General features: G+C 65.0%; 21 protein-coding genes, 1 other RNA gene and 1 pseudogene. 8 read left to right on the top strand and 15 right to left on the bottom strand.

Going from position 1 to position 19,268, the window contains the following annotated elements:
• Positions 1 to 89: 89 nt before the first annotated feature.
• Positions 90 to 935, bottom strand: a complete 846-nt coding sequence (locus tag AC0L3B_RS18155; RefSeq protein ID WP_204512757.1) for a transporter substrate-binding domain-containing protein — start codon at positions 933 to 935, stop codon at positions 90 to 92.
• Between the two features lie 193 nt (positions 936 to 1,128).
• Here AC0L3B_RS18155 and ffs point away from each other — a divergent pair.
• The 5 genes from ffs (at position 1,129) to AC0L3B_RS18130 (ending at position 4,564) form a co-directional block, all read left to right on the top strand.
• An RNA gene (ffs, locus tag AC0L3B_RS18150) (signal recognition particle sRNA small type) lies at positions 1,129 to 1,225 on the top strand.
• A gap of 95 nt (positions 1,226 to 1,320) precedes the next feature.
• The gene (locus tag AC0L3B_RS18145; RefSeq protein ID WP_085354356.1) at positions 1,321 to 3,141 is read left to right on the top strand and encodes a DNA polymerase III subunit gamma/tau; all 1,821 of its coding nucleotides are present in this window, start codon (positions 1,321 to 1,323) and stop codon (positions 3,139 to 3,141) included.
• A 25-nt stretch (positions 3,142 to 3,166) separates the two neighbouring features.
• Complete coding sequence (locus AC0L3B_RS18140) at positions 3,167 to 3,496, top strand: YbaB/EbfC family nucleoid-associated protein (protein ID WP_007597704.1); 330 nt, start codon at positions 3,167 to 3,169, stop codon at positions 3,494 to 3,496.
• 1 nt (position 3,497) lies between these two features.
• Positions 3,498 to 4,100: a recombination mediator RecR gene (gene recR, locus AC0L3B_RS18135; RefSeq protein ID WP_018453017.1), complete on the top strand. Its 603-nt coding sequence runs from the start codon at positions 3,498 to 3,500 to the stop codon at positions 4,098 to 4,100.
• 26 nt (positions 4,101 to 4,126) lie between these two features.
• On the top strand, positions 4,127 to 4,564 hold the full coding sequence (locus AC0L3B_RS18130) for a hypothetical protein (RefSeq protein ID WP_007597700.1): 438 nt from the start codon (positions 4,127 to 4,129) through the stop codon (positions 4,562 to 4,564).
• A 139-nt stretch (positions 4,565 to 4,703) separates the two neighbouring features.
• On the opposite strand, the gene AC0L3B_RS18125 is transcribed toward AC0L3B_RS18130, so the two are convergent.
• From AC0L3B_RS18125 to AC0L3B_RS18115, 3 genes and pseudogenes are all read right to left on the bottom strand, one after another.
• Positions 4,704 to 6,068: an AmpG family muropeptide MFS transporter gene (locus tag AC0L3B_RS18125; RefSeq protein ID WP_204512756.1), complete on the bottom strand. Its 1,365-nt coding sequence runs from the start codon at positions 6,066 to 6,068 to the stop codon at positions 4,704 to 4,706.
• A gap of 86 nt (positions 6,069 to 6,154) precedes the next feature.
• Positions 6,155 to 6,456 (bottom strand): annotated as a pseudogene (locus AC0L3B_RS18120) (GIY-YIG nuclease family protein).
• A 62-nt stretch (positions 6,457 to 6,518) separates the two neighbouring features.
• Complete coding sequence (locus AC0L3B_RS18115; protein ID WP_085383584.1) at positions 6,519 to 7,718, bottom strand: DNA recombination protein RmuC; 1,200 nt, start codon at positions 7,716 to 7,718, stop codon at positions 6,519 to 6,521.
• A gap of 171 nt (positions 7,719 to 7,889) precedes the next feature.
• Here AC0L3B_RS18115 and def point away from each other — a divergent pair, with 171 nt between their 5' ends.
• From def to truA, 3 genes are all read left to right on the top strand, one after another.
• A complete protein-coding gene (gene def / locus AC0L3B_RS18110; protein ID WP_007597693.1) occupies positions 7,890 to 8,414 on the top strand; it encodes a peptide deformylase in 525 nt (174 codons plus the stop codon).
• 12 nt (positions 8,415 to 8,426) lie between these two features.
• Entirely contained in the window at positions 8,427 to 9,350 is a 924-nt protein-coding gene (gene fmt / locus AC0L3B_RS18105; protein ID WP_473380847.1) for a methionyl-tRNA formyltransferase, read from the top strand.
• A gap of 120 nt (positions 9,351 to 9,470) precedes the next feature.
• Positions 9,471 to 10,208, top strand: a complete 738-nt coding sequence (truA, locus tag AC0L3B_RS18100) for a tRNA pseudouridine(38-40) synthase TruA (protein WP_204514024.1) — start codon at positions 9,471 to 9,473, stop codon at positions 10,206 to 10,208.
• A 164-nt stretch (positions 10,209 to 10,372) separates the two neighbouring features.
• Here truA and dapE read toward each other — a convergent pair whose 3' ends face one another.
• The 11 genes from dapE to yihA form a co-directional block, all read right to left on the bottom strand.
• Complete coding sequence (gene dapE, locus AC0L3B_RS18095) at positions 10,373 to 11,539, bottom strand: succinyl-diaminopimelate desuccinylase (RefSeq protein WP_204512754.1); 1,167 nt, start codon at positions 11,537 to 11,539, stop codon at positions 10,373 to 10,375.
• Positions 11,536 to 12,186, bottom strand: a complete 651-nt coding sequence (locus AC0L3B_RS18090; protein WP_204512753.1) for a DUF805 domain-containing protein — start codon at positions 12,184 to 12,186, stop codon at positions 11,536 to 11,538. The genes dapE and AC0L3B_RS18090 overlap by 4 nt, the downstream gene beginning before the upstream one ends.
• Before the next feature lie 102 nt (positions 12,187 to 12,288).
• The gene (dapD, locus tag AC0L3B_RS18085; RefSeq protein ID WP_473380846.1) at positions 12,289 to 13,134 is read right to left on the bottom strand and encodes a 2,3,4,5-tetrahydropyridine-2,6-dicarboxylate N-succinyltransferase; all 846 of its coding nucleotides are present in this window, start codon (positions 13,132 to 13,134) and stop codon (positions 12,289 to 12,291) included.
• 138 nt (positions 13,135 to 13,272) lie between these two features.
• Positions 13,273 to 13,728, bottom strand: coding sequence for a DUF302 domain-containing protein (locus AC0L3B_RS18080; protein WP_473380845.1), 456 nt, complete (start codon positions 13,726 to 13,728; stop codon positions 13,273 to 13,275).
• Between the two features lie 4 nt (positions 13,729 to 13,732).
• Positions 13,733 to 14,092 (bottom strand): carboxymuconolactone decarboxylase family protein, encoded by a 360-nt coding sequence (locus tag AC0L3B_RS18075; RefSeq protein ID WP_018453029.1) that lies wholly within the window; start codon positions 14,090 to 14,092, stop codon positions 13,733 to 13,735.
• A 109-nt stretch (positions 14,093 to 14,201) separates the two neighbouring features.
• Positions 14,202 to 15,107 (bottom strand): LysR family transcriptional regulator, encoded by a 906-nt coding sequence (locus AC0L3B_RS18070; RefSeq protein WP_473380844.1) that lies wholly within the window; start codon positions 15,105 to 15,107, stop codon positions 14,202 to 14,204.
• 25 nt (positions 15,108 to 15,132) lie between these two features.
• A complete protein-coding gene (locus AC0L3B_RS18065) occupies positions 15,133 to 15,825 on the bottom strand; it encodes a pyrimidine 5'-nucleotidase (RefSeq protein ID WP_085351583.1) in 693 nt (230 codons plus the stop codon).
• Between the two features lie 202 nt (positions 15,826 to 16,027).
• The gene (locus AC0L3B_RS18060; RefSeq protein ID WP_018453032.1) at positions 16,028 to 17,014 is read right to left on the bottom strand and encodes a DUF1036 domain-containing protein; all 987 of its coding nucleotides are present in this window, start codon (positions 17,012 to 17,014) and stop codon (positions 16,028 to 16,030) included.
• A gap of 68 nt (positions 17,015 to 17,082) precedes the next feature.
• A complete protein-coding gene (gene argB, locus AC0L3B_RS18055) occupies positions 17,083 to 17,970 on the bottom strand; it encodes an acetylglutamate kinase (protein ID WP_007597683.1) in 888 nt (295 codons plus the stop codon).
• A gap of 231 nt (positions 17,971 to 18,201) precedes the next feature.
• On the bottom strand, positions 18,202 to 18,567 hold the full coding sequence (locus tag AC0L3B_RS18050) for a DUF423 domain-containing protein (RefSeq protein ID WP_368506915.1): 366 nt from the start codon (positions 18,565 to 18,567) through the stop codon (positions 18,202 to 18,204).
• Positions 18,567 to 19,220: a ribosome biogenesis GTP-binding protein YihA/YsxC gene (yihA, locus tag AC0L3B_RS18045; protein ID WP_085351580.1), complete on the bottom strand. Its 654-nt coding sequence runs from the start codon at positions 19,218 to 19,220 to the stop codon at positions 18,567 to 18,569. The genes AC0L3B_RS18050 and yihA overlap by 1 nt, the downstream gene beginning before the upstream one ends.
• Positions 19,221 to 19,268: the final 48 nt, after the last annotated feature.

Genomic DNA, 19,268 nt, shown 5'->3' with positions numbered 1-19,268 from the left:
ATTGTCGTCCGGAGCGATGCGAAGCATCGAGCCCGGAATCTCGAGATTCCGGGTTCGCCCTTTGGGCGCCCCGGAATGACAGTGGAAGACTACAGCGAAACGCCCGGCGGAATGTCCGCCTCGGTCACGCCCACCAGCTCCATGTTGGTGATGATGGCGTTGCGAATGAAGCCGAGGCCTTTGTTGAAGTCGATCCAGGTGTTGACGTAGTCGCGCCAGGTCTTGTCGGTCTCGCGGCGGAAGCCGGCGTTCGACGTGGTAGCAAAGATCGGCGTCGGCAGCACGAACTGGCCCAGCGAGGGATTTTTCTTCAGCACCGTGAGCGACAGCATGGTGATCAGGCACTGCGCGTCGACGCGGCCGGTCTGGAGCGCGGCGGTGGCGTCGTCGGCGGTCTTCAGCCGCGAGATCTGCGCCTTCGGCGTCAGGCGGCTCACGACCTGGTCGTGCGAGGAGCCCTGGTCGACCGCGATCTTGACGTCGGGCGAGTTCAGCTCGGCCCAGCTCTTCGGCTTGAAGTCCTTCTTGCAGAGGATGCCGAAGGCGTTGTTGAAGACCGGCACCGAGAAGTCGACCACCAGCGCGCGCTTCGGGGTCGGGTTGAGGCCGAAGAAGATGTCGATCTTGTTGGACTGGAGGTCGAGCACCGAATTGCCCCAGGTGGTCTCGGTGATCTCGAGCTCGGCCTCCATGTCCTCGGCGAGCGCCTTGGCGATGTCGACGTAAAAGCCTTTCCACTGGCCGGTCGAAAGATCCTTCATGTAATAGGGCGCGCCGCCGCCGACCGCGCCGATCCGCATCTTCTTGGTGCGGCGGATGCGGGCGAAGGTCGATTCGTTGGTATCGGCGGTCTGCGCCACGGCAGGGGAGGCCAGCGTCGCCGCGCCAATCGCGCCAAGTCCGACAATCGATGCAACATCACGACGTGTAACCATTGGGATCAATCGCTTTTCTGTTGGAAGAAGTTCCGGCAGCGTTCTTACCAAGGCGCCTCCGGCAGTGAAAGCACAGCCTATCGGCTGGGCAGACCAGGAATTGCCCGGATGCTGGGCAAGCCACCATGAAGCCGCGCCTGTTCAAGCCGATACCCGCTTGCTTTCCGGTCCTTTTGGCCCCAAATAGGGGCCGGGAGATTGGCGGTGGACGAGCCACTCGCCAACCGGGTCAGGTCCGGAAGGAAGCAGCCCTAACGAGGTCCGGATCGGGTCGCTCGTCAGTCTCCTACCTGTTTTTTCCGAGCGAATTGCGCCGGCGGCTCGGGCCGCCAGCGCGCTCCTTTCCGCAAAGCCGGCCGAAAGACACTTCATTGCGGATCGACCGATGACCGACGCTGGCGCCCCTCCCAACCCTGAAAGCGCCGGCCGGGCCAGCACGCCCTACCGGGTGCTGGCGCGGAAATACCGTCCTTCCTCATTCGACGATCTGATCGGCCAGGAAGCCGTGGTCCGCACCGTCTCAAATGCATTCGAGACCGGTCGCATTCCGCAGGCCTGGATCCTCACCGGCGTCCGCGGGGTCGGCAAGACCACCACTGCGCGCATCCTTGCCCGCGCGCTCAACTACGAGATGCCGGATGGCTCGGTGAAGGGCCCGACGGTCCAGATGCCGACGCTCGGCGTGCATTGCCAGGCCATCATGGAAAGCCGGCACATGGACGTGCTGGAGATGGACGCGGCCTCGCACACCGGCGTCGACGACGTCCGTCAGATCAATGACAGCGTCCGCTACGCGCCGGCCAGCGCCCGCTACAAGGTCTACATCATCGACGAAGTCCACATGCTGTCGACGGCGGCGTTCAACGCCTTCCTGAAGACGCTGGAGGAACCGCCGGAGCACGCCAAGTTCGTGTTCGCAACGACTGAGATCCGCAAGGTTCCGGTCACGGTGCTGTCGCGCTGCCAGCGTTTTGACCTGCGCCGCGTCGAGGCCGACGTGCTGATGAAGCATCTCGCCAATATCGCGGCCAAGGAAAACGTCGAGATCGAGCCCGAAGCACTCGGTATCATCGCGCGCGCCGCGGAAGGCTCGGTGCGCGATTCGCTCTCGCTGCTCGATCAGGCGATCGCGCATGCGGCAGGCACCGTGAAGGCCGATGCCGTCAGGCAGATGCTGGGGCTCGCCGACCGCACCCGTGTCATCGATCTTTTCGATTCTCTGGCGCGCGGCGACATCGCGTCCGCGTTTAGGGAGTTCCGCGACCAGTACGACGTCGGCGCCGATCCGATCGTCGTGCTCTCGGATCTCGCCGAATTCGTCAATTTCGTCACCCGCGTGAAGATCGTGCCGGCGACCGCCGACAACGTCGCCTATGGCGAGACCGAGCGCGTGCGCGCGCGCGATTTCGCCTCGAAGATCTCGATGCGCGTGCTGTCGCGGATGTGGCAGATGCTGCTCAAGGGCATCACCGAGGTGCAGGCCGCGACGCGGCCCGCCGCAGCCGCCGAGATGGTGCTGGTGCGCATCGCCTATGTCGCCGACCTGCCGACGCCGGACGAAGCGATCAAGATGCTGGAGCAGAACGGCGGCGTCGGCTCGTCGGTCCTGAGCGGCGGCAGTGCCGCGCACAACGCGCCGGCCGGGCCGGTGGCGTCCGCGGCTCCCGTTCGCATGCCGAATTCGTCACCGTCCTCGTTCGGCGGCGGTGGTGCCCGTCCGCAGATGGCAACGCCCGCGCCGGATCCGCAAGCTGCCGCGCCCGTGTTGCGCGTCACGAGCTTCACCCAGCTCGTTGCCCTGGCCGGGCAGAAGCGCGACCTCCTGACCAAGGGCGCGCTCGAAGGCGACATGCGCCTCGTTCGTTTCGAGGAGGGCCGGCTGGAAGTCGCGCTCGAGCCAAACGCCTCCAAGACCATGATTTCCGATCTCGCGCGAAAATTCGAGCTCTGGACCGGGCGCCGCTGGACCGTGATCGTCTCCAACGAGCCGGGCCAGCCGACGCTGCGCTCGGTGAGCCAGGCGGCCAAGCAGGAACGTGCGCGCACCGCCGAGGCCGATCCGCGCGTGCGCGAGGTGCTGTCGCGGTTTCCGGGTGCGAAGGTCGTCGAGGTCCGCAGGCTTGCCCCCGAGGCGCCGGAATCCGATATTAACGCCGACTATGGCAGTGACGATCCGCCCGACGGTTCCGACGGCGACGATCTCTAGAGCCAATTTTCCAAGGACAACACCGATGGTCGATATTTTCGGCATGATGAAGCAGGCGCAGCAGCTGCAATCCAAGATGCAGGAGATGCAGGACCAGCTCGCCAACGTCGAGGTCGAGGGCATCTCCGGCGGCGGTCTCGTCGCCGTGCGCATGACCGCGAAGATGGACGTCAAGGGCGTCAAGATCGATCCTTCGCTGATGAAGGCGGAAGAGCGCGAGGTGCTCGAGGATCTGCTCGTCACCGCGTTCGGCGAGGCCCGCCGCAAGGCGGAAGCCGCCATGCAGGAGAAGATGCAGTCGCTCACCGGCGGGCTCGGCCTGCCGCCGGGGCTGTCGGGGCTGTTCGGCCAGTAGGATGGGCGCTGTTGCGGGTCCTGAAATCGAGCGGCTGGTCCAGCTTCTCGCGCGGCTGCCGGGCCTCGGTCCGCGCTCGGCGCGGCGCGCCGCGTTGCATCTGATCAAGAAGCGCGAAGCGCTGATGATACCGCTGTCCTCGGCCATGCAGGTCGCACTCGAGAAGGTCCAGGTCTGTAAGACCTGCGGCAACATCGACACGCAAAGTCCCTGCACGGTCTGCACCGATCCGAGGCGCGACCCCTCGATCATCGTCGTCGTCGCCGACGTTGCCGATCTCTGGGCGCTGGAGCGGGCCAATGCCACTCAAGGGCGCTATCACGTGCTGGGCGCGACATTGTCGCCGCTCGACGGCGTGGGCCCGCAGGACCTCACCATCGAGGCGCTGGTCGCGCGCGCGCATGAGGCGCAGGTGCATGAGGTCATCCTGGCGCTGAATGCCACCGTCGACGGCCAGACCACGGCACACTACATCACCGACCTGCTTCAGGACGCCAACGTAAAAGTAACCCGGCTCGCCCATGGTGTGCCGGTCGGCGGCGAGCTTGATTATCTCGATGAAGGTACGCTATCGGCCGCGATGCGGCAGCGCACCCTGTTCTAGCCATCCAGACTTACGGAACGGACGACATGACGAAACTTTTCGCCACACGATGGGCTTTGGTCGCGACGCTGACGATGCTGGCGACGCCGGCCATCTCCGCGCAACAGGACGACGGGGCTCCGCCGCCGTCGAAGCCCGGCAAGCCGATCAATGCCGGGGAGGTGCTGTCGGGCGAGCTGAACACGATGAAAGTGCGCGACGTCAAGAACGTCGGCAAGCGGGTTGCGACCTACCAGATCACCTCCGAGCCGCGCCGGCTGCCGCCGCCGAGCGGGCTGTGCAATCTCGAGACCGGACCCGAAACCTTCCAGCTCGTTCCCAGCGGCGATGCGCAGGCCGCACAGCTGAAGACGTTCGCCGGCAAGGAGATCTCGGTCAAGGTCGACGAGATCGCCTGCGCCAGCGATCCCGGCCAGATGAGCGAGGCCGTGATCACGAAATGGAGCCTGATCAAGAAGCAGTAGGGGGCGCCCCGTTTGCCCGCCACACATATAAGCGCATCTGTTTTTCGTCATGCCCGGGCTCGTCCCGGGCATCCACGTTCTTGGCGCCGCGTAGCAAGGCGTGGATGGCCGGGACAAGCCCGGCCATGACGACGTTGCGTTAAACCCGCACCGGCCCCAGCGCATCAAAATGCCCGCGCTTCTGCAACCAGGCCAGCAGCACCAGGCTCGGGATCGCCACCAGCATGCAGATCACGAAGAACAGCGGCCAGCCGGTGGTATCAGCCACGAAGCCGGCGCCTGACGAGAGATAGGTCCGCCCCACCGCGGCAAGCGCGGTGAGCAGCGCATATTGCGTCGCCGTGTGCAGCGGGTTCTGGCAGAGCGCCGAAAGATAGGCGACGAAGATCACCGTGCCGATGGCGCTGGTGAAGTTCTCACAGGTGATGGCGAAGGCGAGCGCCCATTGGCTGGTGCCGACGAAGGCCAGCCAGGAGAAGGAGAGGTTCGCGAGCGCCTGCACCACGCCGCCGATCCAGAGGCTGGTCGCGAGCGAATAGCGCCGCGCGACGAAGCCGCCGGCAAAGCCGCCGATCAGAGTCGCAGCAAGGCCCACGCCCTTCACGATCGCCGCATAGTCGTTGCGGGAGAAGCCGAGGTCGATCACGAACGGCGCGGTCATCGTGCCGGAGAAGGCGTCGGTGAACTTGAACAGCACGACGAAGGCGAGTGCCGCAAGCGCGTCCTTGCGCGTCAGGAATTCCGAGAAGGCGCCGATTGCCGCGTGCAGCACGCGCGCGAGCGCGGTCTGCGTCTGCGTCGCGGCTTCCGCCCGCAATGACTGCTCGGGCTCGGTCGCGACCAGCGCCGTCATCGTCCCGATCAGCACCATCGCCGCCATCACCACATAGCCCCACATCCAGGCGGACGTGCGGGTGATGCCGGTGCTCTCGAAGCCGGAGACGATGAACAGCGCGCCGGCGGTCGAGACCAGCATGCCGATGCGATAGGCCGCGACATAGGACGCCATGCCGGCGGCCTGCTCGCTCTCCGGCAGGCTCTCGACGCGGAAGGCGTCGACCACGATGTCCTGCGTCGACGAGGCCGTCGCCACCAGCAATGCGCCGAGCGCGACGTAGAACGGCGAGCGCGCGGGATCGGTCAGCGCCAGCAGCAGGATCGCTGCGATCAGCAGCAATTGCGAGAACAGCAGCCAGCCGCGGCGCCGCCCGAACGCGCGCGTGAACAGCGGCACATGCATCGCATCGACCAGCGGCGCCCACAGGAATTTCAGCGTGTAGGGCGTGCCGACCAGCGCAAACAGCCCGATGGTCTTGAGATCGACGCCGGATTCCCGCATCCACACCAGCAGCGTCGAGCCCGACAGCGCCAGCGGCAGCCCGGACGAGAAACCGAGGAACAGCACGATCAGCACCCGCGGCTGCAGGTAAACGGCAAGGCTGTCACGCCAGGAGGTGGGGGCCGTGCCGGGGCCGGCAGGGGAGGTCGCGTCGGGTGCGGTCATGGCAGGGTGTTAGCAGATTCTGAGAGCCACAAGTGAGGTGTCGTCGCCCGGCTTGACCGGGCGACCCAGTATTCCAGAGGCCGGAGTTATGGAGGGCCCGCGATCTCCGCATAGAGATCGTTCCAATCGGGATTATCCTTCTCGATCAGCGCAATCTTCCAGGCGCGCGTCCATTTTTCAGGCGCTTCTCGCGTTTTATCGCATTCTCGGGATCATCGAATTGCTCGAAATAGACTAGCTTCACAACGCCCTATTCCTTCGTGAAGCTCTCGACTAACTACAATTTGTGTTCGGCCACGCGGCGGATGAGATCGTTCGTTACGCCAATGTAGAGCGTGTCGCCCATCTTGCTGGCGAGAATGTACACGTAGTAGCAGCGCCCGCCCATCTGCCGTCTCTGGGATACTGGGTCGCCCGGTCAAGCCGGGCGACGACAGTGTGTTCTATATTCTACTCCCCCGCCTGGAGCTTCCTCGGGAACAACTCGGCAGCGCCGGTGGCCACGAGATGCGGGGCTTCGGGCGCATCGCTCTTGCTGAAATCGAGCTCTTCGATCCGCCCCGCGCGCTTCTCGATCTTGTCGGCGGAGATCAGGATCTGGCGGACGTCTTCGTTCGCGTCGGCAAAGTGCTTCTGCAATTTCAGCACGCGATCGCGCAGGCGGCCGAGGTCGTCGCCGAGCTTGATCACCTCGGTCTGGATCTGGTCGGCGGCATCGCGCATGCGCGCGTCCTTCATGATCTGCTGCATCACCTGGATTGCGAGCATCAAAAGCGACGGCGACACCAGCACGACGCGGGCGCGATACGCCTTCTGGATCACGTCGTCGAAACCGTCGTGGATCTCGGCGTAGACCGATTCCGACGGCACGAACATCAACGCCATTTCCTGGGTCTCGCCGGCGACGAGATATTTTTCGGCGATGTCGCTGACATGCTTCATCACGTCACCGCGCAGCCGCTGCGTGGCGATGCGCTTTTCCTCGTCGGTGCGCGCATCATGCAGCGCGGTCATCGCCTCCAGCGGAAATTTCGCGTCGATGCAGAGCGGACGCTGGTCGGGCAGGAACACGACGCAGTCCGGACGCTTGCCGGTCGAGAGCGTGAACTGGAACTCGTAGGCGCCCTTCGGCAGACCGTCCTGGACGATCGCTTCCATCCGCGCCTGACCGAAGGCGCCGCGCGACTGCTTGTTGGCGAGCACGTCGCGCAGGGTCGTCACCTGCGTGGTGAGGTCGGTGAGGTTCTTGTGCGCGCTGTCGATGATGCCGAGCCGCTCGTGCAGCGCGTGCAGGCTCTCCATGGTGTTGCGGGTCGAGTGCTCCATGGACTGGCCGACGCGGTGGGTCACCGAATCCAGCCGCTCGTTGACCGCGCGCGCCATGTCGGCCTGGCGGCCGGCCAGCGTCTGGGTCATGGCGTCGACTCGCCCCGCAGCCTCGCTCTGGGCGTGCAGCATCTGGCTGATGCGCTCCTCGAGCTCGTCGGCGCGGATGGCGTTGGCCATCGCGAGTTCCGCGCCGCGCCGCCCTGACCGCGCGATCACGACGGCAATCACGAGCAGCAGGATAAGGACCAGGGCGCCGAAGCCGATCAGCGCGTCCACGGTGCGCACCGGCCAGTCGCCAAGCATGAAAATGACCTCGTTCATGCCCCTGCTTCTAGCCGATTCGCTTCGAGACACGAACGAATAGCGAACATTTATGGTAAATGCTCTGTTAATTTTTATGGTTAACGAAACCTGAAGTTTTATGGTTAGCGGAGGGTTAACGGGGTTCCCGGCCGCATTGACCGCATCGAACGCGCGGCTTAAATCGCGGCCATGGCCCTCAGAGAAATCATCATCCTGCCCGACAAGCAGCTGCGTCTGGTCTCCAAGCCGATCGAGAAGGTCACGCCGGAGATCCGCAAGCTTGCCGACGACATGTTCGAGACCATGTACGACGCGCCCGGCATCGGGCTCGCGGCGATCCAGATCGCGCAGCCGTTGCGGCTGATCACCATGGACCTCGCCAAGCCCGACCAGGACGGCGAGACCAAGCCCGAGCCGCGCGTCTTCATCAATCCGGAAATCATCGCCTCTTCGGAGGACCTGTCGGTCTACGAGGAAGGCTGCCTGTCGATCCCCGAATATTACGAGGAGGTCGAGCGCCCTGCGAAGGTGCGGGTGCGCTATACCGATCTCGATGGAAAGGTGCACGAGGAGGACGCCGAAGGCCTCTACGCCACCTGCATCCAGCACGAGATCGACCATCTCAACGGCGTGCTGTTCGTCGACTATCTGTCAAAGCTTAAGCGCGACCGCGTGCTGAAGAAGTTCGAGAAAGCCGCCAAGCGCGCGGAGTGAGGTTCTCTGTCGATGCCCCTCCGCCTGATCTTCATGGGCACGCCCGATTTCTCCGTGCCGACGCTGCTCGAGCTCGTCGCGCATGGCCACGAGATCGCGGCCGTGTACACGCGCGCGCCGAAGCCCGGCGGACGGCGCGGGCTGCAATTGCAGCCGACCCCGGTGGAAGAGGCTGCGCGAAAGCTCGGTGTGCCCGTGCTGACGCCGAAGACTTTGAAAACGCCGGAGGGGCTGGAAGAATTTCGCGCCTTTGACGCCGATGCGGCCGTCGTCGTCGCCTATGGCATGATCCTGCCGCAGGCGATCCTCGATGCGCCGAAGCTCGGCTGCTACAACCTGCACGCCTCGCTGCTGCCACGCTGGCGCGGTGCCGCTCCCATCAACCGCGCCATCATGGCCGGCGATGCCGAGAGCGGCGTGATGGTGATGAAGATGGATGTTGGCCTCGACACCGGCGACGTCGCCATGGCGGAACGGCTCGCGATCACGGACAACATGACCGCGCTCGATCTGCACGATCGTCTGTCGCGGCTCGGTGCCGATCTGATGGTGCGCGCCATGGCCGCGCTGGCGCGCGGCGGGCTCCAGCTCGAGCAGCAGAGCGAGGACGGCGTCACCTATGCCGCCAAGATCGACAAGGCCGAAGCGCGGATCGACTGGACCAGGCCCGCTCGCGAGGTGCTGCGCCATATCCACGGCCTGTCGCCGTTTCCCGGCGCCTGGGCCGAACTTGAGAATGCGCGGGTCAAGATCCTGCGCTGCGAGCTGGCGAAAGGCACGGGCGCACCCGGTGAGGTGCTCGACGATCACCTCACCATCGCCTGCGGCGAGGGCGCAATCCGTCTGATCGAGCTCCAGCGCGAAGGCAAGGCACGCATGCAGGCCGCGGACTTCCTGCGCGGCGTGCCGTTGAAGACCGGCGCCAAATTCACCTGACGCTGTCATACCCCGCGAAGGCGGGGTATCCAGTACGCCGAGGCGTCTCGGTCGAACGGATAGGCTGCGGAGTACTGGATCGCCCGGTCGAGCCGGGCGATGACAGCGAAACTGGACAAGATGCCCCGCTACAAGCTCACCATCGAATATGACGGCGCGCCGTTCTTCGGCTGGCAGGTGCAGGAGACGCTGCCCTCGGTGCAAGGGGCGCTGGAGGCTGCCGTCAAGGCGATGACCGGCGCGGATGCGCGCGTGCACGGCGCCGGGCGCACCGATGCCGGCGTGCATGCGCGCGGCCAGGTCGCGCATGTCGATGTCGCGAAGCAGTTTCCGCCAGGCCGTTTTCGCGACGGCTTGAATGCGCATCTGCGCCCGCATCCTGTCGCGGTGCTCGAAGCGGATATCGTGCCTGATAGTTTCGAGGCGCGCTTTTCGGCCATCAAGCGCCACTACCGCTACCGTATCGTCAACACTCGCGCCAATCTCGCACTCGATGCCGGCCACGCCTGGCGCGTGCCGCGCCGGCTCGACGCCGATGCGATGCATGCGGCGGCACAACGCCTGCTCGGCAAGCACGATTTCACCACCTTCCGCGACACCGAGTGCCAGGCCAGGTCGCCGGAGAAGACGCTCGATCAGCTCGACGTGCTGCGCGACGGGCGCGAGATCACCATAGTCACCTCGGCGCGCTCATTCCTGCACAGCCAGGTGCGTTCGATGGTGGGGTCGCTGATGTGGGTCGGCGAAGGCCGCTGGACCGCCGATGATCTCTCCGCAGCGCTCGCCGCACGCAACCGCGCCGCCTGCGGCATCGTCGCCCCGCCGGACGGGCTGTATCTGATGCAGGTGGATTACTGATGGGGTGAGGGCGCGTACTCTCGCTACATCCCCCACTGTCATGCCCCGGCTTGACCGGGGCATCCAGTACGCCGTGGCCTCTCGGCTCAGTCACTGTCGTCTCTGGAATACTGGATCGCCCGATCAAGTCGGGCGATGACAGCGGAGTGGGCAGGCGGAAGAGCCTACCCAAAATACCTCGCCAAAATCCCGCGATACACCTTGGTCAACCGCTCCAGATCCTGAACTGGCACGCGTTCGTCGATTTGGTGCATGGTCTGGCCGACCAGGCCGAATTCGATCACCGGGCAATAGCTTGAGATGAAGCGCGCATCCGAGGTGCCGCCTGAGGTCGACAGCTCTGGCTTGCGGCCCGTCACTTCCTCGATCGCGGACACCGCGAGTTCGGTGAACGGGCCGGGCTTGGTCACGAACACGTTCGAGTTCGAGGGCTCCCAGACGATGCGGGCGCGAATGCGGTTGCCGCAGGCTTTTGTCAGCCGCGTCTCGACCAGCTCGCGCAGGCTCGCCTGGGTGTGGTTGTCGTTGTAGCGGATGTTGAATTTTGCGCGGGCCTGGCCCGGGATGACGTTGTTGGCGGTGTTGCCGACGTCGACCGAGGTGAATTCGAGGTTGGAGGCCTGGAACTGCGCGCTACCATGGTCGAGCGGCTCGTCCGAGATGGCCACGATCAGCCGCGCGATATCAGGCACCGGATTGGCGGCGCGGTGCGGATAGGCGACATGGCCCTGCACGCCGTCGACATACAGCGTGCCGGATTGCGAGCCGCGGCGGCCGACCTTGATGGTGTCGCCGAGGGTCTCGACATTGGAGGGCTCGCCGAGCACGCAATGGTCGAATTTTTCGCCGCGCTCGGCCGCCCACTTCAACAGCTTGATGGTGCCATTGATGGAGACGTCTTCCTCGTCGCCGGTGATCAGGAAGGAGATCGAACCTTTGCCGTCGCTGCGCGGCTTGCCGTCGTTCGCGGCAAGATGCTCCAGCACCGCGGCGACCGAGCAGGCGATGCCGCCCTTCATGTCGACCGCGCCGCGGCCGTGCAGAAAGCCGTCCTTCACCTCGCCGGAGAACGCGCCGACGCTCCAGGCGCTCTCGTCGCCAGGCGGCACCACGTCGGTGTGGCCGGCAAAGGTGATGTGCGGCCCGTCAGTGCCGATCCGCGCATAGAGATTGTCGACGTCGGCGGTGCCGGGCTCGCTGAAGGTCACGCGGTGGCATGTGAAGCCTGCCGCATTGAGGGCCTGTTCGAGCACGCCCAGCGCACCGGCATCGGCCGGGGTTACCGAGGGGCAGCGGATGAGATCGCGGGCAATCGAGAGAGCATCGGTCATGCGCCCCGCTTAACATGCATGCCGCCGGGTGGGCTAGCACTGGGCGGGACAAATTCGATCTCGCTCTGCTGGTCCCAGCTTTTCGTCGAAGGTGCGGGCGCGGAGCCATCTTCAAGGACGGCCAGTGGATCGGGGCCGAACCGGTTGTCGCCCGAGGTGCCGGGCACAATGAATATTTCCACGAGGCCCCAAAACCACGGAATGTGCACGGTCCAGGCGACGGCAAGAACCCAGTTTGAATTGGTGGGCAGCAGGTCCGAGAACTGGTCGAACAACGCAGGCACGACGAAGAACGGAACCAGCCACCAGCCGCTCCGGTCGCGATCGTGCAGCCGCTTGGTCGCGGTTGCGAGATAGATCCACAGGAATAGCAAAGTGCCGAACACTTTGAGGATGAGGGTCGCGCGATCGGCCGTAGCCAGCTGACGATAGGCCCTGGGATCGACCACGTTGAAGATGTCGTCGACACCGAAATCGAAGTCGACATTGAAGTTGAAGGCGAAAGTTGCCGCCCCGTTCAGCACCTTGAGGGCCTGGTCGATCATCCCGAGCATGCAGGCCAGCATCATGACGATCAGCAGCGCCTGCCACAGCAGCGCGCGGTTGATGCGGCCGTCGAAGCGGAAGAGATACCAGATCCAGTCCATGCCAAAGGCTCCGGGCGGGAAAGGTCGCCCGGATGTTGGTCGCGATGGGGGGAGGGCGGGTTCGATGGACCCTCGGTGTCGTACAGCCGCTGGTGCCGCGAATCAGTCCCGCAGCAGCTCGTTGATGCTGGTTTTGGAGCGCGTGCGCTCGTCGACGCGCTTGACGATGACGGCGCAGGCGGTGCTCGGGCCGATCTGGCCGTTCTTCATGGGCTTGCCGGGCAGCGCGCCGGGAACGACGACCGAAAATTCCGGCACCTCGCCGATGAAGATCTCGCCGGTCTCGCGATCGACGATCTTGGTCGACGCCCCCAGGAACACGCCCATCGACAGCACCGCGCCCTTGCGCACGATCACGCCCTCGGCGACCTCGGAGCGCGCGCCGATAAAGCAATCGTCCTCGATGATCACGGGCTCGGCCTGCAGCGGCTCGAGCACGCCGCCGATGCCGACGCCGCCGGAGATGTGCACGCGCTTGCCGATCTGCGCGCAGGAGCCGACGGTCGACCAGGTGTCGATCATGGTGGATTCATCGACGTAGGCGCCGAGATTGACGAAGGACGGCATCAGCACGACGTTGCGGGCGATGAAGGCGGAGCGGCGCACGATGGAGCCGGGGACGGCACGGAAACCGGCATCGCGAAAGCGGTTCTCGCCCCAGCCGTCGAACTTCGAGGGCACCTTGTCCCACCAGGCCGCCTTGCCGGGGCCGCCGGAAATGGCGCCCATGTCGTTGAGGCGGAACGAGAGCAGCACCGCCTTCTTCAGCCATTGATTGACCTTCCACTTGCCGTCGGCCCCGCGCTCGGCAACGCGGGCCTCTCCCTTGTCCAGAATCTCCAGCGCGTGATCCACGGCCTCGCGGACCTCGCCCCTGGTCGAGGTCGAGACGCCGTCGCGCGCCTCGAAGGCGCCGTTGATGGTGGATTCGAGGACGGACAGGGACATTTGGCGATCCTTGAGCAGCATTTGCGGGGAATTTGGATCGCTTTTTCGGGACTTGGAGCGAGAGAGTCAAGAACGCAGTCGGCCATGTCCCGGCGCGTTCGGACGCGCCCGGGACATGGCCCGGGATATGGCCGGCCGCTATTTTGATGTGCCCGCGAGATCGATGCCGTTCACGATACCCTCGCAGAGGCCGGCGAGCTCATTTCCGAGTTCGGTCAATGCCGGTGAACGGTAGCGCGCGAAGGCCATAGCCGGATCAAGCCATCGCAGTTCGGCTTGACCGTCTGGAAAGCCGATCACGGCGAACTTAAGGGGGGCCTCGAGCAGCGCCGCGCTATCGGCGGTCAGCAGCCGCGACATCAGGCGTGGGTGGAAAAACAGGACCTGACGCGCGGGGCCGATGGCGAAGCCGCCACGACTGAGCAGCATTTGCGGGTCGATCTCGTGCAGGATCCAGAGGTCTGCCGCAATGATTCCCTGCTTCAAGCGGGTGACCACCTCTTCGACGGTCAACGAAGAGGTGACCGACCGGTGAAACGAGCTTGCGGCCGAACCGCATCCGGAGAAGGCCACAGGTTGCGGTGTTTGCGTCATCGGATCAGCCTTCGCCCGGCTTCGGTGCCCGGCTCGCATCGAACGCTTCGAGCGTCCGTGCCGAGTAGACCAACGACGCCCCCGCACCGATCGCAATCGCCACGCCGAGGGCCTCGGCGAGCTCCTCACGGCTCGCGCCGAAACGTGCGGCGGCGGCGGCGTGAACCGCAATACACCCGTCGCAGCGGGCGGTCACGGCCGCCGCCAGCGCGATCAACTCGCGCGTCTTTCCGTCCAGCTTTCCTGTCTGGGGGCCAGCCGCGCCAAGTTCGCGATAGCCCTTCAGCGTCGCCGGGCTTAGGGCACCAATGTCGCCGATCCGCGCCAGCAAGTCGCTCCGATAGGCGCTCCAATCCATCATCATTGTCTCTCTCCTCGAACGGCGGGTTGTTGCCGAGCTCGAGAGATAGACGTGCGGTCTCGCGGGAGCCATCAGCTATGGGCGTATGGCCGCTATACAGCTTGCCGAAGCGTCAGGCGAATTGAGGGAATTCTCCCGCGATGAAGTCCACCACGGCGCGAACCCGCCGGACCTTGCCGGTGTCGCGATGAAATCCCAGCCACAGCTCGCGGCTCGGGACGGGCGCCGGCGTCTTGATCGAACGAAGCGCGGGATAGGCCGAGGCCAGCCGAGTCGGCAAGCAAACCAGCCCCGCGCCGGCAGCGGCCGCAGCGGCCTGACCATCGCGGCTATTGCTGCAGAATCCAACATGTGCCTGCGGCAAATAGCGACGCAGCCACTTCGTCTCCGCAACACTTTCGGCGAGCGCCGCGTTCATCGTAATGAGCGCAGCGTCGGCGCCACCGTCCGAAAAATCGGGCGGTCCCTTTGCCTTGAGATAGGCAGCAGCAGCATAAAGCTCGAACGGAATGCTGGCGATCTTCCGCTGCATCAGTCCGTCCTGCTGGAAGCGCCCGAAGCGCAGGGCGACATCTATCTCCCGCCGCGTGAGGCTCAGGGCCTCGGCGTCAGTAACCAGCTCGACGGTGACGGTCGGATGCGCCGCGCAGAACTTCGCCAGCAAAGGCGAGAGGATCAGTGCCCCGAGCCATTCGGGCGAGGTCACGCGCACCGTTCCGGTCAGTCCAGCGCTGCTGCCAACTGCGATCCGCTGCGCCGCCAGTGCTGCGTCCTCCATCCTCTCGGCATAATCGAGAATCTGCCGTCCGGTGTCGGAGAGCCGAAGGCCGGACGGAAGGCGGTCGAACAGGATCGCACCGAGCTTGCTTTCGAACAGTTCGAGGCGCCGGCTCATTGTCGGTTGCGTGGTGCCCAGCTTTCGTGCGGCACCCGAGAGGCTTTTTTCGCGAGCCAGGTGCAGGAAGTAGCGCAGGTCTTCCCATTCGATCGCAGCCAAGTCTGTCGGCTTCTGAGGCACGGTCGCTCCTGCGTTGCTGCGGGGGTCAGCCGATCGCGAGCGACTGCAGAAACCCAGTCAGATCGTCGGTGACGTGGTCGACATGGGCCGCATCACGGCCCGCCAGTTCCCAATCTTCACGCACCACTTGCTTGGTGCCGTCCGGCACCACGAGTATCGTGGTCATGCCGAGCTCGTGCGGAACGGTGAGGTTGCGGGCGAGGTCCTCGAACATCGCTGCGCGGGTCGGATCGACCGAATGGTCGGCGAGAAACTTCCGGTAGGTCTGTGGCGCCGGCTTCGGCTCGAATTCGGCGGCGATGATGTCGAACACGCCGTCGAAATGCGTGGCAAAGCCGAGTCGCGCCAGCACCGCATCGACATGATCGACCGAGCCGTTGGTCAGGATCAGCTTTCGTCCCGGCAGTTTTGCAATGGCCTCGCCCAGGGCCGGGTTCGGCTCCAGCGGGGAATGGTCGATCTTGTGGACATAGGCGAGATAGTCGTCGGCGCGTACACCATGCAGGGTCATCATGCCACGCATGGTGGTGCCGAAGCGCTGGTAATAATCCTTCTGGATCTTGCGCGCTTCCACCGGTGTCAGATTGAGCCAGTTGCAAACGAACTCGGTGATCCGCGCATCGACCTGCTGCCACAGATTGACGTGGTGCGGATAGAGCGTGTTGTCGAGGTCGAACACCCAGGTGTCGATATGGGCAAAGGCGCGGGAGGAGGTCATTTTCACTCTCTATCCGTTGACCGCGGCGGCGCCCCACCCTCAATCGTCGTCCTGGCGAAAGCCAGGACCCATACGCCGTGACCGATCATTGGGGCACTGCGGTCGTCGTTCTTCGCCAAACCCAATCCTGGGGTAATGGGTCCTGGCTTTCGCCAGGACGACAGCGGCGTGCGTGGCACCGGTACCATCACAACAGCACCCGTCACGGCATTGCAAACCGCAGCGTCTTGCCGCCGCTCGACATGTCCACCGCGCTAAAGCCCGTGGCCGCGAAACCGCGCGCGCCGCAGTCGGTCTGCTCGTTGGTCTCGAACTTGGTCTCGCGCGTGCAAAGCTGCTTGTCGCCGCCCCAGTTCAGCGGCTTGTCCTTCAGCTTGACGATTCGGTTATCGGCGTCGATGGCTTCCGCGAAGCTGAATATCTGCTTCGGCTGGCCGCTCACATCAGGGTGCAGGCAGGTCTTGGGGTCGATGCGATACCAGCCGCGGCTCGTCACCGATTTGCCGTCGTCGGTGGCGACCGCCGCCATCACCTTGTGCGCGGTGTCGTTGCACCAGGTGAGGCCTGTCGCAGACGGCGTCTGCACGGCATCGACCATGGTCTTGAAGAAGTTCGGCGACGACAGGATGTCGGACGACAATCCGCGGCTCTTCAGGAAAGCGGCCAGCGCGCCTTGCGTCTTCGGCCCGTCGACGCCGTCGATCGGCGCGGCGTCGTAACCTGCGATCACCAAAAGCCGCTGGATGCCGGCCAGGCGGGCCTGCTCGTCGTCATACTCGGAGTCCTCGGCGAGATAGGCGACGAAATTGCCGTCCGCGCCTTGGGTCGGGGTGATCTGGGTGAAGGCGGCTTGGGTCTGGCCGCTGCGGCACTGCCGCGCTGCCGCGATGACGAAATTGTCCTGCGCGACGCACAGCGTGTCGCTGCCGTTCTGCGGGATCGGGGATGCGCCGTAGACGCCGAGCGCGCGGGCGTTGAGCAGGATGCGGTCGGCGGAGAGCGTGCCCTGCACCACCACGCGGCAGGTGGCGGGGTCGATCCTGAACCAGCCGCGCGTCGCGGTCGCCGCCTTGTCGTCGATGCCGATCGCGGCCTCGACGACATAGGACATGCGGTTGCAGATTTTCAGGTCGGCGAAGGCCGGTGCGGAGGAGAACACGAACGAGATGGCTGCGGCAGGGAGCGTCATCAGGAAGCGCGTCAGGACGGAGCGGCGAGGCCGCCGCTCTCCCAGCACTGTTCCTGTCCGCTCTTCTCTCACTTGTGGATCAGCGTGCCCGTGCCGGTGTTGGTGAAGAGCTCGAGCAGCACCGCGTGCTGCATCTTGCCGTCGATGATGACGACGCCCTCCACGCCCTGTTCGAGCGCGTAGATGCAGGTCTCGACCTTCGGGATCATGCCGCCCGATATGGTGCCGTCCGCGATCAGCTTTCGCGCGTCCTTGACCGAGAGCTGCGGGATCAGCTTCTTGGACTTGTCGAGCACGCCCGGCACGTCGGTGAGCAGCAGCAGCCGCTTTGCCTTCAGCGCGCCGGCCACGGCACCTGCGAAAGTGTCGGCGTTGACGTTCAGCGTCTGCCCCTCTTTCGAGGTCGCGAGCGGCGCGAGCACGGGGATCAGCTCGTAGCCGATCAGCTGGTTGAGCAGCGTGAGATCGACTTTCTCGGGATCGCCGACGAAGCCGAGATCGACCGCCTTCTCGATGTGCGAGTCCGGATCCATGATGGTGCGCGTCGTCTTGGACGCCTTCACCATATTGGCGTCCTTGCCAGAGAGCCCCACGGCCTTGCCGCCGGCCTCGTTGATGTAGCCGACGATCTGCTTGTTGACGGAGCCGGCGAGCACCATCTCGACGATCTCGATGGTGGCGGCATCGGTGATGCGCAGGCCGGCTGCGAATTCCGAGACGATGCCGAGGCGCTTGAGCATGGTCGCGATCTGCGGGCCGCCGCCATGCACCACCACCGGATTGATCGCGGTCTGCTCGAGCAGCACGATGTCGCGGGCAAAATTCTTCGCGGTCTCCTCGTCGCCCATGGCATGGCCGCCATACTTGATGACGATGGTTTCCTCGTCATACTGCTGCATGTGCGGCAGCGCTTCGGACAGGATGCGGGCCTGGTCGAGCGGGGAGATTTCGGTCATGAGGCGGATCTCGCTGGCGGGATACTCGGGCCGCGTTCTATCCGATTGGCGGGCGGGGCGCAAAGTGATGTTCTTCCCCTCTCCCCTTGCGGGAGAGGGTGGATCGCCGCGATAGCGGCGAGACGGGTGAGGGGTTCTCTCCGCGCGCGCAATAGTGAGTTCGTGGAGAGAACCCCTCATCCGGCGCTTCGCGCCACCTTCTCCCGCAAGGGGAGAAGGAACAAAGAGCCACTATTTCTTTCCCACCACCGCCGCGAGCGTCACTGCCAGCCAGCTCAAGATCATCACCGATCCACCCGTCGGCGCCGCATATGGAAACAGCGAATGGCCGGCATATTGCCGCAAGGTGAGGTCGCCCGCGAACAGCGCGGCGCCGGCTGCGAAGCCGGACGCGGCGATGATGCCAATTCCGCCGTGCAGAAGGCCGCGCCCGAGCAGGGCGACGGTCGCGAGTATGGCGGTTGCATGAAACAGCAGCATGGCGCTTGCGGCGGCGAGCCGGCTCGCATCGCCGCCATGCGAGGAAGCGGCGGCCAGCGCGACGCCGGCGGCGCCCATCATACCGGCAAGCCCGATCAACAGGCGGAACGCCGCCATTACGAGGTGCGCTCTTCCAGCAGCTTGGCGATCGCGGCGCGCAGCTCGGCCATGCCGGTTGCGCTCCGCGACGAGGTCGCGAGCACGTTCGGGAACGCGGCCGGACGCTTGGCGAGCGCGGCCTCGGTCTCGACGATGCGCGATTGAAGCTCGGCGGCCTTGATCTGGTCGGCCTTGGTCAGAACCAGCTGGTAGCTGACCGCGGAGCGATCGAGTGTCTTCAGGACTTCGAGATCGACGTCCTTGAGGCCGTGCCGCGCGTCGACCAGCACGTAGACGCGCGCGAGGCTCGCGCGTCCGAGCAGGAATTTGTGGATCAGCTCGGTCCAGGACGCGACCTGGCTCTTCGGTGCCTTGGCATAACCATAGCCGGGCATGTCGACCAGGCGCAGGTCACTTTTCCCGGGGACCTCGAAGAAGATCAGCTCCTGGGTGCGGCCCGGCGTATGCGAGGTGCGCGCGAGCGCGTTGCGGCCGGTCAGCGCGTTGATCAGGCTGGACTTGCCGACATTGGAGCGGCCGGCAAAAGCGATCTCCAGCCCCGCCATCGGCGGCAGCGTTTCAGTCGAGGGCGAGGCCCAGATGAACTGCCAGTCGCGCGTGAACAGCTTTCGCCCGACCTCGATCAGCTTCGCATCTTTGTCGTCATTCATGCGAAGGCTTTCTGTTTGTCCGCGTCATTGCGAGCGAAGCGAAGCAAT

The organism is Bradyrhizobium sp. Kon56, assembly GCF_055807635.1.
The sequence above is the reverse complement of the archived record's forward strand: the minus strand, read 5'-3'. Positions and strand labels throughout refer to the sequence as shown.

Excerpts from the sequence above, each read along its gene's own strand:
- AC0L3B_RS18090 (WP_204512753.1), bottom strand. The coding sequence starts at position 12,186 with ATGGACTGGATCTGGTATCTCTTCCGCTTCGACGGCCGCATCAACCGC.
- recR (WP_018453017.1), top strand. The coding sequence starts at position 3,498 with ATGGGCGCTGTTGCGGGTCCTGAAATCGAGCGGCTGGTCCAGCTTCTC.
- AC0L3B_RS18145 (WP_085354356.1), top strand. The coding sequence starts at position 1,321 with ATGACCGACGCTGGCGCCCCTCCCAACCCTGAAAGCGCCGGCCGGGCC.
- AC0L3B_RS18060 (WP_018453032.1), bottom strand. The coding sequence starts at position 17,014 with ATGACGCTCCCTGCCGCAGCCATCTCGTTCGTGTTCTCCTCCGCACCG.
- argB (WP_007597683.1), bottom strand. The coding sequence starts at position 17,970 with ATGACCGAAATCTCCCCGCTCGACCAGGCCCGCATCCTGTCCGAAGCG.
- AC0L3B_RS18130 (WP_007597700.1), top strand. The coding sequence starts at position 4,127 with ATGACGAAACTTTTCGCCACACGATGGGCTTTGGTCGCGACGCTGACG.
- AC0L3B_RS18125 (WP_204512756.1), bottom strand. The coding sequence starts at position 6,068 with ATGACCGCACCCGACGCGACCTCCCCTGCCGGCCCCGGCACGGCCCCC.
- AC0L3B_RS18075 (WP_018453029.1), bottom strand. The coding sequence starts at position 14,092 with ATGATGATGGATTGGAGCGCCTATCGGAGCGACTTGCTGGCGCGGATC.
- AC0L3B_RS18080 (WP_473380845.1), bottom strand. The coding sequence starts at position 13,728 with ATGACGCAAACACCGCAACCTGTGGCCTTCTCCGGATGCGGTTCGGCC.
- AC0L3B_RS18050 (WP_368506915.1), bottom strand. The coding sequence starts at position 18,567 with ATGGCGGCGTTCCGCCTGTTGATCGGGCTTGCCGGTATGATGGGCGCC.
- dapD (WP_473380846.1), bottom strand. The coding sequence starts at position 13,134 with ATGTCCCTGTCCGTCCTCGAATCCACCATCAACGGCGCCTTCGAGGCG.
- AC0L3B_RS18155 (WP_204512757.1), bottom strand. The coding sequence starts at position 935 with ATGGTTACACGTCGTGATGTTGCATCGATTGTCGGACTTGGCGCGATT.
- AC0L3B_RS18115 (WP_085383584.1), bottom strand. The coding sequence starts at position 7,718 with ATGAACGAGGTCATTTTCATGCTTGGCGACTGGCCGGTGCGCACCGTG.
- truA (WP_204514024.1), top strand. The coding sequence starts at position 9,471 with ATGCCCCGCTACAAGCTCACCATCGAATATGACGGCGCGCCGTTCTTC.
- dapE (WP_204512754.1), bottom strand. The coding sequence starts at position 11,539 with ATGACCGATGCTCTCTCGATTGCCCGCGATCTCATCCGCTGCCCCTCG.
- yihA (WP_085351580.1), bottom strand. The coding sequence starts at position 19,220 with ATGAATGACGACAAAGATGCGAAGCTGATCGAGGTCGGGCGAAAGCTG.
- def (WP_007597693.1), top strand. The coding sequence starts at position 7,890 with ATGGCCCTCAGAGAAATCATCATCCTGCCCGACAAGCAGCTGCGTCTG.
- fmt (WP_473380847.1), top strand. The coding sequence starts at position 8,427 with ATGCCCCTCCGCCTGATCTTCATGGGCACGCCCGATTTCTCCGTGCCG.
- AC0L3B_RS18065 (WP_085351583.1), bottom strand. The coding sequence starts at position 15,825 with ATGACCTCCTCCCGCGCCTTTGCCCATATCGACACCTGGGTGTTCGAC.
- AC0L3B_RS18140 (WP_007597704.1), top strand. The coding sequence starts at position 3,167 with ATGGTCGATATTTTCGGCATGATGAAGCAGGCGCAGCAGCTGCAATCC.